Raw genomic sequence first — 17,177 nt, 5'->3', positions numbered from 1 at the left:
TCCGGTCTCCGGTTCAGGCGGCAAGGGCAAGACGGCGGGCGGCGATGGCGTTGACGGCGCGCCAGCCGGAGACGATCGCTCCCTGCTGCCAGGCTCCGACGTGGCTGAGATGCTCGCCGGCGAACAGGTAAGGCCCGTCGGGCTCACTCATCAAGGCATAGCCGGCCGGATCCTGCTGCGCGATCGGACCCTCGATGCCGAGGTTGTAGGGGATCTTGCCCCAGTGGACGGTGACGCCGTCGCTGAGCTTGCCGCCCTGGCCCGGATGCAGCCGCTCGACCGTCTCGCGGGCATAGGCCTGGCCCTGCGCCAGCGGCAGGGACCCGAGCCGGGTCGCCGCCTCGCCGAAACTGTAGCCGGCGACGAGGATGCCGGTCGGATGCAGGAACCGGCCCGACGGATACCAGGTCATCAGGGTGTCGCGGTCGGTGAAGCTGAGACCGCCGTAGATCTGGTCGTTGGCTTCCCAGAAGCGCGGCGCCTGGAAGGCGATCTTGACCGAGTCGTGGTAGACGGCGGCCTTGATCACCGCCTGGCGATCAGCCGAAAAGTCGTTCGCGATCCCCGTCAGGACCGGGAAGGGGATGGTGCAGATACAGTGGTCGGCCGTGACGGCGTGGACCCCTCCCGCTGCGTCCTTCCAGGTTGCCTCGACCCCCGATCCCCTGCGCTTCAGACCGGTGATCTCGGCGTTCAGTCGGATGCTGTCGCCCAGCCGCGCGGCGAAGGCCATCGGGATGCGGTCCATGCCCCCGACCGGCTGCATCATGGTGGCCTGCATGTCGATCAGATCGTGAAACGCGGGCGCGCCCCAGGCCATGGGATGCAGCAGGGCCGACAGGATCATGGCGTCGCGCGGCGTGCCGGTCACGTCGCCGGCCGCGGGTTCGATGGCGAAGCCCGACATGACGCTGTGGCGGAACATCAGGTCGGGATCCAGCTCGCCCCAGCCGATCAAATTCTCGACCAAAAGGGCCCGGTCTTCGGCGCTGAGGGCGGTGTCGACGCCCCCGTTCTGGATCCCCTTGGCCAGCAGGGAGGCCACGTTGCCGCGCACGCCGTGAATGGCCTGGCGCATCTGCAGCGGCTTGCCGCCGTTCAGCCCGTCGGCCTGGATCAGGGCCGAATGGGAGTGGTTGACCAGCACCTCCATCTCGACCCCCAGCTCCTTGCAGTATCCCAGCGTGGCCTGGTGGTGGCTGGGGATGCGGGCGGGCCCGGCATTGAAATACTGGCCCTCCTCGAAGCCGCAGACCTGATCGGCCCGGTCCGTATGGGCGATCTTCGCGCCGCGCCGGACGGTCCAGTTGCGGCCGCCGACGCGGTCGCGGGCTTCCAGCACGGTGACGGCATAGCCGGCCTTCTTCAGCTCATAGGCCGAGGCCATTCCCGCCAGGCCGGCCCCCAGGATGAGGACGCTGGACCCGTTGCCCGACCCGGGGGCGAGGGCCGGTGTCTGGGCGTGGGCGACCCCGTCATCGACCAGACCCATGGCCCGCATGGCCGTATACATCCCGCCCGTGCCGGCCACCGCCGCCAGCCGCGTCAGGAACGCCCGCCGTGTACCGCTCATAATCCAACCATCTCTCTCGCCACGGCGAGACAGCACTTCGGCTGAATTCGCACGCCCGATAAAAACAACGAGGCTTGGCCGAGACGCCCAGCCTCTACACAAGACCTATTGGCGGAAGGCAGGCGGGGCGCGGCCGCCTGTGCGACCACGCCCCGCCCCCCAGCCCCTAGTATTTCACGCCGATGCGCGCGAACCATAAGCCGCCGTTCATGCCGAACGGCCCGCCCGAGCGCGGATAGATCTGGCCGTCGGCGGTGCCGCCGGTCAGTTCGTAGATCGGGTTGGCCGACGTGCCGATGATCTTGTCCGGATACTCGTCGAACAGATTCGTGGCCCCGACCGTGACGGTGTAGCGGTCGTCGATGGTGTAGCTGACGTCCAGGTCGGCGGTGACCTTCGCGCCGAACTCCTGACCCGGATAGTCCTGGGCGCTGAGCCAGCTGCTGTAGTAGTTGGCGCGGCCGTTCAAGGTGAAGCCGCCGACCTGCCAGTTGGCCGAGAGAATGGCGCGGTGCTTGGGTGTCAGGTTCTCGATATCGGTGATCCGGCCTGTGTCGATGGCCACCGGATCGAAGTCCGTCACTTCGCTTTCGTTGAAGCTGTAGGCGAGCGTCAGGCTGAGAGGCGCCTCCAGCAGTTCCGTCCGATAGCTGGCGACGGCGTCGATCCCGCGGGTCTCGGTGTCGAACCCATTGGTGAAATACTGCACCGCACCGTCCACCCCGACGGCCGCCAGGGCCGGCTGGGCGACGATATCCGCCGCGACCACCGTGAAGGGGCTGGTGATGCTGATCCGGTCCGTCACCTCGATCAGATAGGCGTCGACGGTCAGGGTCAGGGCGTCGGTCGGCTCGAGGATGAAGCCGGCCCCGTAGTTGACCGATTCTTCGGGCGTCAGCGTCCCGGCCCCGAAATACTGGGCGATGGGGCTGACGACCGGATAGGTGCCGGTCTGGACCTGATCGCCGCCGGGCGAGAAGGCGGTGGTCAGGATCTCGGTCGCGCTCTGGCCCGGCGACGGGGCATGGAATCCCGTCCCGACCGTGCCGCGCACCGAGAAGGTCTCGGAGACCTGATACAGTGCGTTCACCTTGCCGACGAAGGTGTCGCCGAAGGTGTCGTAGTCCTCGTAGCGGCCGGTGACGCCCATCGACAGCGCGTCGGTGATGTCCGCCTCGGCACCGATATAGACGCCGTAGCTGGTCTGGGTCGTGACGTTGGCCGAGGTCGGGCTGGTGCCGCCATAGCCGCTGGCGCCCGGCGACTGACCGGCGGAGGCCTGGACGGTCGAGCGCGCGTACACGCCGGGAGCGATCTGGTCGTACAGTGCTTGAGAGGCGTAGGGGCCGGCCCCGTAGGACTGGGGATCGCCGGCCGTCGCCTCATATTCCTCGCGCCGATACTCGGCCCCGCCGGAGAGGGTCACCGGGCTCGCGAAACCGAGATCGATCGGATAGGTCAGATCCAGGTTCATGTTGGCCTCGCGCTGGATCAGCTCGCCGAATTTGAACTCGGTCTGGCTTTGCGGACCGAACGAGGCGTTCAGCGATTGCGTCATCGCCAGGTCGAGCGAGTTCTGCGCCAGGGTGGCCGATAGGTCGTAGGTCATGCCGTTGTCGGCGACGCCCCGGGTGCCGAAGGTCCCGTAGAGCTGGTCGGCCTCGCCCTGGAAGCGGGGCGTGAAACCCGCGGGGTAGATGCTGGTGAAGCTGAAGGTATTGGCGTCCCGAACGAAGCCGCCCGCCGGGCAGGTCGCGTTTCCGGTCGGGCAACGCGTCAAGAAGATCGGCGCGAAGGCTCCGTTCCGGCCCGGGGACCGCGTCGCCGGGCTGCCTGACCCATCGTCGACCGCCAGCGGCGTCGGAGCCGAAATCGGCGAGCGATAGTTGAAGCTCTGGTCGGCTTCGCGGTGACCGACGTTGACGGTCAGATACAGGCTGCTGTTGGCCGTGAGGTCATAACCGGAATTCAGGAACAGCTTGTAGCCGTCGGTCGGCGAGGAGCCCCAGATCTGCACCGGGTCGGGGAAGTTGGGCAGTTGGTTCGCCAGCGACGGATTGTTCGCCGCGAAGACGGCGGCGATGGGCCGGGTCACGCCGCGGCTGGTCTGTTCGTCCTTGAAGTATTCGCCCGACAGATTCAGGAACCCCGAACCCCAGAGGCTGAACCCGGCGTTGGCGGCGACCTGGTAGCTGGCGCCGTCGCCGGCGTAGGCCTGACCATAGCGGGTCTGAAGCTCGAAGCCGCTGTCATCCTCGCGGATGCCGTAGTTGATGACGCCGCCGATGGCGTCGGATCCGTACTGGGCCGTCGCGCCGTCCCGCAGGATCTGCAGGTTGGCGACGGCGATCGACGGGATCATGGAGATGTCGGCGCTCTGGGCGCCCAGCGAGAGGGCGGTGTCGCCGCCCGTCACGACCGTGACCAGGGCCGCGCGATTGTAGCGCTTGCCGTTGATCATCACCAGGATCTGGTCGGCCCCGAGACCACGCAGCGAGGGTGCGCGGACGAAGGTCGAGGCGTCGGAAATGGTGTTTTGCGGCACGTAGAAAGACGGGACCAGGTTCTTGACCACGTCCAGCATGTCCGCGGCGGGCTGCTGAGCCAGTTCCTCGCCGCCGATGACGTCGATGGGAGACGCCGTCTCCGTGGCCGAACGGTCCGTTCGACGCGTGCCGATGACGATGACCTCGTCCAGGTCAGACTCCTGGGCGGCGGTCGGCGCCGTTTGTGCCCATACGGGCTGGGCCGAAAGCAGGGCGGCGAGCGCGCCCCCGCTGCACAGCAAGAGCCGCAGCGACGTGTTCGTGGCATTCGTCTGCATTTGAGATCCATTCGTTGAGCGAAAAGATCCTGCAGCGTCCCTCCCCAGAGACCGGGGGTATCCTTTTACGAACTTAAGGAGATTGATAGCCGCGTCACACCGATTTGACCGCCCTGTTGCGGAATCGTCACGCGAGTCGTCCGCTCTGCAATCAAGCCTGGCTGAATACTTTGAACGGCAAGAAAAACCGCGCGATGCGCCGCTTTCGGACGTCGTCGTGCTAGCGCTGAAGGGAACGCAGCAGGATCGCCTTGATCCGCTGCTGGATCGTGCCTGTCATCGGTCCGAGCACGCCCTGGGCCGGCAACGGCAGATGCGACACCGGGTCGCCGCCGGTCTGGAAGATATAATGGTCGAAGAAGGCGCGCCAGCGCATCCGCTCGTCGGCCGGCAGGTCCCGGATGGTCAGCAGGGCGTGGAACATCGTCAGCATCGGGGTGGTCAGATAGTCCGGCCCATCGCGCCACCATAGATTGATCATGGCCCCGACCGCGTCGAGCGATTCGACATGGTGCCACCACAGGCTGGGCAGGTAGAGCACGTCGCCCGGTTCCAGTTCCGCGACCTCGGCCGCCGCCAGGGCCTCGCGGTAGCGGGGATGCCGCTCGAAGTCGGGATCGACGATGTCGACCAGGCTGATCGGCTGGCCCGCCAGGGTCACGTCGATGGGCCCGACGTAGAGGTTGGCGATCTGCTCGGGCGGAAACAGGGTGAACCGCCGGCGGCCGGCGACGACGCAGGCCAGGTTCTGGGCCAGGTCCCAGTGGGCGGCGGTCCGCGAGCGGTTGCCGATCCACAGCGACGTCAGCCGCTCGCGGGTGGGATCCAGCAGGGCCATCGGATTGTCTTCGGCCATGCCCGGCAGCACGACCGGCATCGGCACCCCGCCGGCATAGACGTGGGACGGCTCTGCGCGGTCTCGGCCGACCAGGACCTGATCCACCACGGCTCGCAGCGTCGTCTGGCGCTGGTCGTGATTGAACCCGGCCAAGTCGTCGGAATAGCTGAAACGGCCCCGCATCTCGGGCGCGCCGAAGAAGGCCCGGACCGCCGCGCCGTTGTCGAAGCGGGCGAAATAGGCGGCGAGCTCGTCGGGGGATGTGGCGGCGGCGCGCACGGCGGGCCAGTCGCGGACCAGGCCTTTCAGCACGGCCGGCCGGCCGGCGGGCACGATCTCCGCCTCGAACCGCGCCCGGTCGACGCCGTGGTGGACGGGCACCGAAGCCGAAGTCGGGGCCGGCAGGATGGGATGGGTCATGCGCGCGTCCTGTTTCTGGGACGCCCTGCCCCACGGCCGTCGCAGCGGCTTTTACGCCGCTGCCGGACCTCCGCAAAGCTGCTAGAGATCGGAAAAAACGGGAGAAGAAACAGGCATGGCCGAACCGATCAAATCCGTGCTCGTCGTCGGCGGCGGCACCGCCGGCTGGATGGCGGCGGCGGCGCTGAACCGATCTCTGGGGCCGCATTGCGCGGTGACCCTGGTCGAGAGCGACGACATCGGCATCGTCGGGGTCGGCGAGGCCACCGTGCCCCCCATCCGCGACTTCAACAACCTGATCGGTCTGGACGAAGCGGAGTTCATGCGCGAGACCCAGGCGACGCTGAAGCTCGGCATCGAGTTCGTCGGCTGGGGCCGCCAGGACAACCGCTATCTGCATCCGTTCGGCACCTTCGGCCCCGGGCCGACCCTGTCCGAGTTCCAGCAGTCCTTCCTGGCCCTGCGCGCCAAGGGGCGGATCGCCGACGATCTGGAGGCCTATTCATTGTGCGCCCAGGCCTGCAAGGCGGGCAAGGCGGGCCTGCGCGACCCCGATCCGCGCTCGCCGTTCAACGGCCTGTTCAGCGCCTATCATTTCGACGCCGGCCTCTATGCCCGGTACCTGCGCAAGGTCTGCGAGAGCCGCGGCGTCCAGCGGATCGAGGGCGAGATCGTCGACGTGGTCCAGCGCGCCGAGGACGGCTTCGTCGACCGGGTCCGGTTGAAGGACGGCCGCGAACTCGCCGCCGATCTGTTCATCGACTGCACCGGCTTTCGCGCCCTGCTGATCGAGGGCGCTCTGAAGACCGGGTTCGAGGACTGGAGTCACTGGCTGCCGATGAACCGGGCCTGGGCCGTGCCGTGCGAGCGGGTCGGGCCGACCACCCCCTTTACCCGGTCGACGGCCCGGCCCGCGGGCTGGCAGTGGCGCATCGCCCTGCAGCACCGCACCGGCAACGGCCATGTCTACTGCTCGGATTTCATCGACGACGATGAGGCCCGCCAAATCCTGCTCGACACCCTGGACGGACCGGCCCTGGCGGACCCGCGCCCGCTGCGCTTCACGACGGGGCGCCGGAAGACCTTCTGGTCGAAGAATGTGGTGGCCCTGGGCCTGTCGAGCGGTTTCATCGAGCCGCTGGAATCGACCAGCATCCACATGGTCCAGTCCGGCATCTACCGGCTGTTGCAGCATTTTCCCGACAGCCGGTTCAGCCCGGTCAACATCGAGAGCTACAATCGCAGGCTGGGGGCGGAGGTCGCCCTGATCCGCGACTTCGTGATCCTGCACTATCACGCGACCCAGAGGGACGACACGGCGTTCTGGCGGCACATGGCGACCATGCCGATCCCCGACACCCTGAGCCAGAGGGTCGAGGCCTTCCGCGATCGCGGCCTGCTGTATCAGTCGGGGGCCGATGAGTACTTCAGCCAGGGCTCCTGGCTGGCTGTGATGTACGGCCAAGGCATCGTGCCGACGGGTCACAACCCGCTGTATGATTTGCAGAACCTGGACCAGGTCGAAGCCGGCTTCGCACAGATCGCCGCCCGCTGGCGCGACGCCGTGGCGCGCATGCCGGAACACGACGCCTTCCTCAAGGCCCAGACCATGTGGTCCGGCACGGCCTGAAGCCCGGCCTCAAACGAAAGACGGCCGCGCGGTCACCCGCGCGGCCAGTTTCACGCCTTACCAGGCGGGGGCCATCCCCGGAGGGGAGAGGGAACGGCCCGGTATCGCCTCAGTAGCGATAGTTGAGACCGACGAGGAAGGTCCGGCCGTAGGTCTGGTAGTCGATGACCTGACGCTCATCGCCGTTCTGGAAGGTCGCGAAAGGCTCGTCGGTCAGGTTGTTGACCTGGAACAGGACCGAGGCCCCTTCCAGCGGACCCGCCTGGAACTCGTAGCCGATCTGGGCGTCGACCACGTTCTCCTCGGCGATGCTGCGCAGGGTGCGGCCGTTGCCGAAACCGGCGACCTCGCCCAGGAAGTCCGAGCGATAACGGTCCGAGATCCGGGCCTGGAAGCCGTTGGCCTCGTAATAGACCGTGAAGTTGGCGACCGTCTCGGACAGCCCGGGAAGCGGCGTGGTGTTGATCCCGTCCGGCGTGATCTCGCTGGAGGTCTGCGAGGCGCTGAACTGGAAGCCGAAGCCTTCCAGCATCGGCGAGACGATGTTCAGCGGCACCGACAGGGCGAACTCGACGCCCGAGATGTAGCCGCCCTCGCCGTTGTCCGGCGCGCTGACCACGCCCTGATTGATGACCGGGGTGACGCCGCCGGTCGGATAGCCGGTGAAGTCGAAGATCTGGTTGCGGGTGAAGCCGAAGCTCTCGAGGTACTTGTAGAAGCCCGCCACAGAGACATAGCCGGTCCGGTTGGCGAAATAGTGCTCGTAGGACAGATCGGCGACGTCGGCGATGGTCGGCTGCAACTCCGGGTTGCCACCCCCGCCGCTGAACGGCGAGTTCAGGTCGGGCTGCGCCAGGGGCGTATTGTTGGCGATGTTGAAGCTGAAGTTCCGCGAGGCGCGCATGTCGTCCATCCGAGCCCGCGCGAGGGTCCGGGCGACGGCGAAGCGCACGTAATGGTCCTGAGCCACCTCGAGAATGAAGTTCGAGGAGGGCAGGAACTCCTGGTATTCGAGGCCGCCGGACACCGGCGTTGAGACGGCCGAGGCCCCCGTGCCGGAAGCGGCGAAGCCGTTCGAGCTCTGGTCGGTGTAGACGTACTGCAGGCCAACGTTGCCGGTGAGCGGCATGGAGCCGAGCATGTGGTCGATGCTCAGCTGGACATAGGCCGTATTGACCTTCTCCAGCACTTCCCAGTTGCCCGACACGACGTCGGCGTTCGGGTTGCGGACCAGGTTATAGAAGCCGGAGTTGACCAGGCCGAGCGCGTCGTAGCTGAGCACCGGACCGAGGCCCAGATAGGTCAGCTCCGTGGACGGAAGCAGGAAGGCGGCCGGAACCACCGCGCTGGCCCCGCCGGGGACGCCGAGGAAGAACTGGTCGTTGACGAAGGACTTCTCGCGCTCGGAGATATTCACGCCGAACTCGATGGCGCTGAACGGTCCGTCGGCGTTGAGCTGGCGCGTCGCCTCGAGGCGCAGGGCCTTGATCTCGTCCTCGACGGACGGCGTGTTCAGATAGCCGTCCTGACCGCCCGGGATGATGTCGCCCCCCCAGCCCTGCGGGCTGGTCAGCCGGATCAGGTTCGGATCGGCGTAGTTCAGATTATGGGTAAAGCTGGCGACGTTGTTCTCGTCGAACGTATAGCCGATCGAGTCGGTGGCACCGGCGATGTTCCGCCCGGTCCCGGCGAGCGTTTCCAGAACGACGTCGTTGCGCTCCACCTTCGAGTAGTTGAGGTCGGCCATCAGCGACCAGTCGTCCGACGCCTGGAAGACCGTGTTCCAGCCCACCGAGGTGATGGTGCTTTCGCGGGTGTTGACGTCGTTGCGGACGACGCCCTTGACGTTGTCGAAGGTGCCGGCCGTGACGAAGCCGTTCTCAACGGTCGAACCAGCACGAAGAGCCGGTGCCGGACGGCAGGTCGCTGTCTGAACCGGCACCGTGCAGTCGCCAGCGGAGCCGCCCCACCACAACGGCAGTTCGATGCCGCGCAGGATCTGGGTGTTCTGGAACTCGGAATAGAAGGCGTCGACCGTCGAGTGGAACCGGTCGTTCGGCCGGAACTCGACGACGCCCATGAAGCCATCGCGCTCGAGGTTCGACGACATCACATAGGGCTTGGACCCGCCGAGCACGAAGTCGCCGGCCGGCGTCGTCGGATAGCCCCAGCTGTTGTAGCGCTCGGACTGGTAGGGGCTCTCGATGTGGGCATAGCCCAGGGCGATGCCGATGGTGTCGTCGGCGAACTGGTCGATGTAGGACAGGCTGTAGCGGTTGCCGTTGTCGTCCGTGCCCGAGTTCAGCGCGCCGATGTCGTTCTGTTCATAGCGGGCGTTGGCGGCGATGGCGCGACGGCCGAAGGCGAGCGGACGGACGGTCTGCAGGTCGACGGTGCCGCCCAGGCCCTGGCCTATCAGCTGGGCGTCGGGTGTCTTGTAGACGGTCACGCCGCTGAGCAGTTCCGACGGATACTGGTCGAACTCGACGCCGCGGTTGTCGCCGGTGGTGACCTGTTCGCGGCCGTTCAGCAGGGCGGTGGTGAAGTCGGGGCCGAGGCCGCGGATCGAGATGGCCTGCGAGCGGCCGTCCAGGCGCTGGGCCGTCAGGCCCGGCAGACGGGCCAGCGACTCGGCGATCGACACGTCCGGCAGCTTGCCGATGTCCTCGGCGGTGATGACCTCGACGATCGAGGTGTTGCGCGCCTTGGCCGCGATGGAGCTGGCGATCGAGGCGCGAATGCCGGTGACGACGATTTCGTCGACCTCGGTCGCGTCATCCTGCGGCGTCGTTTGGGTCTGCGCCTGGGCCGTTCCGGCCAGTGCCAGAAGGGTCAACACGCTGGCGGCACCGCCGGCCATCAGACGTGCACGCGTATTCGAACGGATTCTCATGAACTCATCTCCCTGATGGCCATCTCGCGTTTCTGACGAAGCGATCCCAGACCAATCGCAAAAATATGCAAAATCTTGGAATGTGGCAAGTGAGTAATTCAGCAGGCAGCAATGTGGCAACGGCAACCCGACCCTTCTCCCCCCATTATCCGCTGATATTGCGGCGCAGCATGAGGTCTGCCTCGCGTGTGCCGACCTGATCCATGGATTGACACCGTGGGCCGGTACTGCAAAATCTTGCAAATAAGCGATCAGGCGATGCATCTGAGACGCAAACCAGGAATGGAGACACCCATGGGCCACGCCTCGCGCTGGACACGATGGTCGGGGGCTGCTCTCGCGGCCTGCACCCTGTTGGCGGGCGCTGCGCCCGCGACGGCTCAGACCGCTCCTACCGCCCCGGACTATCGGGCGCGCCTGCCTCAGGACGAGGTGATCTATTTCCTGATGCCGGACCGGTTCGACAACGGCGACGCCGCAAACGACACCGGCGGCATCCCGGGCGGTCGGCTGGACCACGGATTCGACCCGACGCACGAAGGTTTTTATCACGGCGGCGACCTGGCCGGTGTAGAGCGCCGGCTCGACTACATCCAGGGCCTGGGCGCGACCGCCATCTGGATGGCCCCGATCTTCAAGAACAAGCCGGTCCAGGGCGAGCCGGGCCGCGAGTTCGCCGGGTCGCACGGCTACTGGATCACAGACTTCACGCGCGTCGACCCCCATTTCGGCGACGAGGCGGCGATGCGCGCCCTCGTCGAGGCGGCCCATGCGCGCGGCATGAAGGTCTATATGGACATCGTCGCCAACCACACGGCCGACGTGATCCGCTACCGCGAATGCCCGGCCAACGACTGCGAATACCGCAGCCGCGGCGACTATCCGTTCACCCGGCGCGGCGGGATCAAGGGCGAAGCGATCAACGAGGGCTTCGACGGCACCAACTTTAACCGTCTGACCCGGCCCGACTATGCCTACACCCCCTACATCCCGGCGGGCGAAGAGACGGTCAAGGTGCCGGCCTGGCTGAACGACCCGGCCTATTACCACAACCGGGGCGACACGACCTTCCGCGGCGAAAGCTCGATCGACGGCGATTTCGCCGGCCTCGACGACCTGATGACCGAGCATCCGCGCGTGGTGTCGGGCATGATCGAGATCTTCGGCGACTGGATCGACCGGTACGGAATCGACGGCTTCCGCGTCGACACGGCCCGCCACGTCAATCCCGCGTTCTGGCAGGCCTTCGTTCCCGCCATGCTGGAGCGCGCGAAGGCCCGGGGCATCCCCAACTTCCACATCTTCGGCGAGGTCTATGACGTCGATCCCGCCGTCACTGCCCGCTTCACCCGCGTCGACGGCTATCCGGCCGTGCTGGACTTCCCGTTCCAGTTCGCGGTGACCGACATCGTCGCCCGCGACGTGCCGCCGACGGCCCTGGCCAAGGTGTTCGACGCCGACGCCCTTTACGAAGGCGGGACCACCGGAGCGCTGGGGCTGCCGACCTTCCTGGGCAACCACGACATGGGCCGGATCGGCGGCTTCATCGTCAAGGCAAAGCCGGACATCTCGGACGCCGAACTGCTGCAGCGCGAGACCCTGGCCCACGCCCTGATGATGTTCAGCCGGGGCGCCCCGACCCTCTACTACGGCGACGAACAGGGCTTCACCGGCGACGGCGGCTATGGCGGCGCGCGCCAGAACATGGCCGACAGCCAGGTCGCCTCCTACCGCGACGACCGCATCGTCGGCGGGACCCGCCCGGCCTTCTCGACCGAGGCCCCGATGTACCGGTCGATCGCGGAGATGGCCCGGCTGCGTCAGGCCGACGTCCGCCTGCGCCAGGGCCTGCAGACCGTCCGCTTCGCGGCGGAGACGCCGGGCATCCTGGCCCTGTCGCGGCGCATGCCGGAGGCTGCGGGCGAGACCCTGGTCGTCTATAATACCTCTGGCGCGGCGATCACCGCCAATATCGAGGTGGACGCCGCATCCGTCGGCTGGTCCTCTGCGCGGGGCGACTGCCCGGCCACGGCCAGCGCGCCGGGTAGCGTCCGCCTGACCGTCCCCGCATTCGACTATGTGATCTGCTCTTCCGAAGGTGTGCGTTGACCGCTGACGTCCTGACCCACGACCCGCGCGCCCTGTACGCGGCCGCCCCCGCCCCGCAGTTGGAATGGTGGCGCGGCGCGGTGATCTATCAGGTCTATCCGCGCAGCTTCGCCGACTCCAACGGCGACGGGATCGGCGACCTGCCGGGCATCACGGCCCGTCTGGACCACATCGCCTCGCTGGGCGTGGACGGCATCTGGCTGTCGCCCTTCTTCACCTCGCCGATGAAGGATTTCGGCTACGACGTGTCGGACTATGTCGGCGTCGATCCGATCTTCGGCTCGATCGAGGATTTCGACGCCCTGGTCGAGCGCGCCCATGCCCTGGACCTGAAGGTCATCATCGACCAGGTCTATTCCCACACCTCGGACGAGCATGCCTGGTTCAAGGAAAGCCGCCGCAGCCAGACCAATGCCAAGGCCGACTGGTACGTCTGGGCCGATGCCAAGGCGGACGGGTCGCCCCCGTCGAACTGGCAGTCGGTGTTCGGCGGCCCGGCCTGGACCTGGGACGCGCGGCGTCACCAGTACTACATGCACAATTTCCTGAAGGAGCAGCCGCAGCTGAACGTCAGGAACCCCGAGGTCCAGCAGGCGCTGCTGGACGCCATGCGGTTCTGGCTCGACCGGGGCGTGGACGGATTCCGGCTCGATGCCCTGAACTTTTCGATGCACGATCCGAAACTGACGGACAATCCGCCGCTCGTCACCAACGGCAAGCGGACGCGGCCGTTCGACTTCCAGGACAAGATCCACAACCAATCCCAGCCCGAGATCCCGGCCTTCCTGACCCGCTTGCGTCGCCTCGCGGACAGCTGCGGCGAGGCGACCGGCCGCGCGCGTTTCCTGGTGGCCGAGGTCGGCGGGGACCGCGCCAATGAGGAGATGAAACAGTACACCCAGGGCGACGACCGGCTGCACTCCGCCTATGGGTTCCTCTACCTCTACGCCGATCGGCTGACGCCCGAACTGGTGGATGGAGGTCCGGCCATGTGGCCAGGCGTCGACGGCGAGGGCTGGCCGTCCTGGACCTTCTCCAACCATGACGCGCCGCGCGCCATCACCCGCTGGGCCGAAGGACGCGACGAGACCGCCTTCGCCGGCATGGCGATGCTGCTGCTGATGTGCCTGCGGGGCAATGTCTTCGTCTATCAGGGCGAGGAGCTGGGTCTGCCGCAGGCCCATGTCCCGTTCGACCGGCTGGTCGACCCCGAGGCCATCGCCAACTGGCCGGAGACCTTGGGTCGCGACGGGGCCCGCACGCCGATGCCGTGGCAGAAGGACGCCGTCCAGGCCGGCTTCTCGAGCGGCGAGCCCTGGTTGCCGGTCGATCCCCGGCACGCCGCCCTCGCGGTCGATGGTCAGGAATCGGACCCCCAGTCGATGCTGCATCTGACGCGACGGCTGATCGCCCTGCGCCACAGCCACCCCATCCTGCGCACCGGCGCCATGACGATGGTCTCGGCCTCGGGAAGCCTGCTGCAGTTCCAGCGCGGCGCGGGCGCAGAGACCCTGCTGTGCGTCTTCAACCTCGGTCACGAGGGCGAGGGCTGGAGCCTGCCGGAAGGCTGGCGGATCGTGGAATCGGTCAATGCACCTGACCTGGCGGGCGGCGTCCTGCCCCCCCTGGCCGGGCTGATCCTGGCCCGGTCGGCCGGATGAGCTCAGCCGCCGCAGGTCTCGCGCACGATCAGGTCGGTCGGAATCCGTTCCGAACGCCCCGCCCGGTCGCCGGAACTGTCGAGCAGTTTCGACACCATCAACCGGCCGGCCTTCATCGTGTCCTGGGCGATCGTCGAAAGCGCCGGTCGGCTGTAGCGGCTGAACGGCACATTATCGAAGCCGATCACCGAGACGTCCTCCGGCACCCGTTTGCCCGCGTGCAGCAGGGCGCGAACGGCCCCCAGGGCGATCAGGTCCGAGGCGGCGACGATGCCGTCGAACGGCAGACCGCGCCGCAGCAGGGAATCCACCGACGCCTCGGCCGATTCGACCTCGAAATGGGCCGGGACGATCAGGTCCGGATCGACGCCCAGACCCGCGCTGTCCATGGCCTCGGCATAGCCGCGCTGGCGCTGCATGGCCTCGGGCGGGTCGAGATCGCCCAGGAAGACGATGCGCTTGCGCCCCAGTCGCGCCAGGTGGGCCGTGGCCCGGCGGCCGCCGTTGATGTTGTCCGAGCCGACCGAGCAGTAGTGCTGGTCCGGAAGTTCGGCGCCCCAGACCACGAACCGGCTCTCGGTCTCCGCCATGCGGTTGAAGGCGGCGTGCAGGGTGCTCTGGCCCAGGAAGATCACGCCGTCCGCGCGGCTGGTGGTCATGGCCACCGACAGGTCGTGCAGGGTGCCCGGCGAAACGTGGCTCATCACCAGGTCGCAGCCCCGTTCGCGCGCGGCCTCGCCGACGCCGGCCAGCAGTTCAAGGAAGAAGGGATCGCTCAGTCGCCCTTCCCGCCCCTGCGGTCGCGGCGTCACCAGGGCGATCGTGCCCTGGGCCCCGATCGGGCCCGCCGGCATGTAGCGCCGGAACGGATAGTCGTGCTCGCGCGCCAGTTTCCAGATCGCCTGTTTGGTGCGGTCGTTGACGGCGGGGCTGTCGTTCAGGGCCCGCGACGCCGTGGCGATCGACACCCCGGCCAGCTTGGCCAGATCTTCCAGACGGGTGGTCTTGCGGCTCAAGGGTCGCGGCTCCGGGAATCACGTCTGCAAATTTTTCTGCAAATCTTGCTTATTCATGCGATGCCTCGGCCTCGCTTGGCAAGACCTCGTAACAAGGAAGCTTGACCATGATGAAGCGCCGCGCGTTCCTCGCCCTTTCCGGGGTCTCCGCCCTCGCCTTCGGCGTCCGGCCCGCCTTCGCCCAGACGCCCGCCGGCGCGATGCGTGCCTCGTCGCCTGGCGGCACCCTGACGGTCGAGGCCGGCGTCGATAACGACGGCCGCCCGGTCTACAGCGTCCACCGCATGGGCCGGCCGGTCGTGACCTCGTCGCGCCTGGGCTATCTGCTGACGGACGGTGTCGCCCTGGAGCGCAACCTGACCGCCACCTCCAGCCAGCCGGTGACCGTCGACGACACCTGGGAGCAGCCCTGGGGCGAGCGTCAGTTCATCCGCAACCACTACAACGAATGGCGCGTCTCCTATGTCGAGAAGACCTCCCTGGGCCGTCGGTTCGACGTGGTGTTCCGCCTGTACGACGACGGCCTGGGCTTCCGCTACGACGTCCCCGCCCAGCCCGGCCTGACCACCGTCCGCATCGCCGCCGAACTGACCGAGTTCAACCTGGCCGAGGCGGGCGAGGCCTGGTGGATCCCCGCCTGGGAGTGGAACCGCGAGGAGTACCTCTACAACCGCACCCCGATCGAGGCGGTGGGCAGCGCCCAGACCCCGATGACCGTGCGCAACGACAGCGGCCTGCACGTCTCGATCCACGAGGCGGCCTGTCTCGACTATGCCGGGATGAACCTGCGCCGGTCCGAGGCCCACAATTTCCGCGCCCAGCTGACCCCCGGCCTGACCAATGCCGCCGTGGTCCGCGAGGCCCCCTTCACCAGCCCCTGGCGCACCCTGCAGATCAGCGACACCGCCGCCGGCCTGGTCGAATCCAGCCTGATCCTGAACCTGAACGAGCCCAACAAGCTGGGCGACGTCAGCTGGTTCAAGCCGATGAAATACGTCGGCGTCTGGTGGGAAATGCACCTGGAGCTGAAGAGCTGGAACTCGGGACCCAAGCACGGGGCGACCACCGAGAACGCCATCAAACACATCGACTTCGCCGCCGAGCACGGCTTCGGCGGCGTGCTGGTCGAGGGCTGGAACCTCGGCTGGGACGGCCAGTGGTTCGCCAACGGCTCGGACTTCAGCTTCACCCAGCCCTACCCCGATTTCGACATCGAGGCCGTGACGGCCCACGGCCGGGCCAAGGGCGTCCAGCTGATCGGCCACCACGAGACCGGGGGCAACGCACTCCACTATGAAGCCCAGATGGAGGACGCCTTCGCCCTGTACGAGCGGCTGGGCATGCACAGCGTCAAGACCGGCTATGTCGCCGACGCCGGCGGGGCCCGGGTCGCGGGCCCGGACGGGACGCCGATGATGACCTGGAACGAGGGCCAGGCCATGAGCCAGCACCACCTGCGCGTCGCCGAGGCCGCCGCCCGGCACAAGGTCGCGGTCAATGCGCACGAACCGTTCAAGGACACCGGCCTGCGCCGCACCTATCCCAACATGATCAGCCGCGAAGGCGCGCGCGGGATGGAGTTCAGCGCCTGGGGCAACCCCGGCAATCCGCCCGAGCACGAGCCCAACCTGGTCTTCACCCGCCTGCTGGCCGGGCCGATGGACTATACGCCGGGCATCTTCGGCATGGAGACGCGCAGCCCCGGGGGCGTGCAGACGACCTGGGCCAAGCAGCTGGCGCTCTATGTCGTCATCTACAGCCCGATCCAGATGGCCGCCGACCTGCTGGTCAATTACGAGGCCAACCCCGGTCCGTTCCAGTTCATCAAGGACGTGCCGGTCGACTGGTCCGACACCCGCGTCCTGAACGGGGAGATCGGCGACTATGTCACCATCGTCCGCAAGGAACGCGGCAGCGACGTCTGGGCCCTGGGGGCCATCACGGACGAGCATCCGCGGACGCTGTCGGCCTCGCTGGGCTTCCTCGACGCCGGCCGCCGCTACCGCGCCGAGATCTACCGCGACGGTCCCGACGCGGACTTCAAGGGCAACCGCGAGTCCATCGTCATCGAGCGGCGTGAGGTGACCTCGGCCGACACCCTGACCCTGGCTCTCGCCCCCGGCGGCGGCCAGGCCATCCGGTTCGTGCCCCTGGGCCGGGCGCGCCGCGCGTGAGCCTCTCGTCGTCCCTGTTGACGGTGCGCCCTCGGCTGT

General features: G+C 67.4%; 9 protein-coding genes. 4 read left to right on the top strand and 5 right to left on the bottom strand.

Annotation, left to right across the window (positions count from 1 at the left end):
- Window positions 1–13: 13 nt before the first annotated feature.
- The 3 genes from BZG35_RS05505 to BZG35_RS05495 form a co-directional block, all read right to left on the bottom strand.
- On the bottom strand, window positions 14–1,573 hold the full coding sequence (locus BZG35_RS05505) for an FAD-dependent oxidoreductase (RefSeq protein ID WP_077354741.1): 1,560 nt from the start codon (window positions 1,571–1,573) through the stop codon (window positions 14–16).
- A gap of 166 nt (window positions 1,574–1,739) precedes the next feature.
- Window positions 1,740–4,397 (bottom strand): TonB-dependent siderophore receptor, encoded by a 2,658-nt coding sequence (locus tag BZG35_RS05500; protein ID WP_077354740.1) that lies wholly within the window; start codon window positions 4,395–4,397, stop codon window positions 1,740–1,742.
- 220 nt (window positions 4,398–4,617) lie between these two features.
- Window positions 4,618–5,655, bottom strand: a complete 1,038-nt coding sequence (locus BZG35_RS05495) for a cupin-like domain-containing protein (protein ID WP_077354739.1) — start codon at window positions 5,653–5,655, stop codon at window positions 4,618–4,620.
- Window positions 5,656–5,770: 115 nt separating this feature from the next.
- Between BZG35_RS05495 and BZG35_RS05490 the strand changes: the two genes are divergently transcribed.
- A complete protein-coding gene (locus BZG35_RS05490; RefSeq protein WP_077354738.1) occupies window positions 5,771–7,285 on the top strand; it encodes a tryptophan halogenase family protein in 1,515 nt (504 codons plus the stop codon).
- 109 nt (window positions 7,286–7,394) lie between these two features.
- On the opposite strand, the gene BZG35_RS05485 is transcribed toward BZG35_RS05490, so the two are convergent.
- Window positions 7,395–10,178: a TonB-dependent receptor gene (locus BZG35_RS05485; protein ID WP_077354737.1), complete on the bottom strand. Its 2,784-nt coding sequence runs from the start codon at window positions 10,176–10,178 to the stop codon at window positions 7,395–7,397.
- A gap of 294 nt (window positions 10,179–10,472) precedes the next feature.
- On the opposite strand from BZG35_RS05485, the gene BZG35_RS05480 reads away from it, so the two are divergent.
- Both BZG35_RS05480 and BZG35_RS05475 read left to right on the top strand, forming a co-directional pair.
- Window positions 10,473–12,287 carry an alpha-amylase family glycosyl hydrolase gene (locus BZG35_RS05480; RefSeq protein WP_077354736.1) on the top strand — a complete coding sequence of 605 codons (1,815 nt, stop codon included), beginning with the start codon at window positions 10,473–10,475 and terminating at the stop codon, window positions 12,285–12,287.
- A gap of 11 nt (window positions 12,288–12,298) precedes the next feature.
- Window positions 12,299–13,948, top strand: coding sequence for an alpha-amylase family glycosyl hydrolase (locus tag BZG35_RS05475; RefSeq protein ID WP_371454838.1), 1,650 nt, complete (start codon window positions 12,299–12,301; stop codon window positions 13,946–13,948).
- A gap of 2 nt (window positions 13,949–13,950) precedes the next feature.
- Here BZG35_RS05475 and BZG35_RS05470 read toward each other — a convergent pair whose 3' ends face one another.
- On the bottom strand, window positions 13,951–14,964 hold the full coding sequence (locus BZG35_RS05470) for a LacI family DNA-binding transcriptional regulator (RefSeq protein WP_077354734.1): 1,014 nt from the start codon (window positions 14,962–14,964) through the stop codon (window positions 13,951–13,953).
- Window positions 14,965–15,071: 107 nt separating this feature from the next.
- On the opposite strand from BZG35_RS05470, the gene BZG35_RS05465 reads away from it, so the two are divergent.
- Window positions 15,072–17,138 (top strand): glycoside hydrolase family 97 protein, encoded by a 2,067-nt coding sequence (locus tag BZG35_RS05465; RefSeq protein ID WP_077354733.1) that lies wholly within the window; start codon window positions 15,072–15,074, stop codon window positions 17,136–17,138.
- The last annotated feature ends 39 nt before the right edge of the window (window positions 17,139–17,177 follow it).

This window comes from Brevundimonas sp. LM2, from assembly GCF_002002865.1.
Classification (GTDB): Bacteria; Pseudomonadota; Alphaproteobacteria; order Caulobacterales; family Caulobacteraceae; genus Brevundimonas.
Note: the sequence above shows the minus strand (reverse complement) of the source record. Positions and strands in the feature narration are given on the sequence as shown.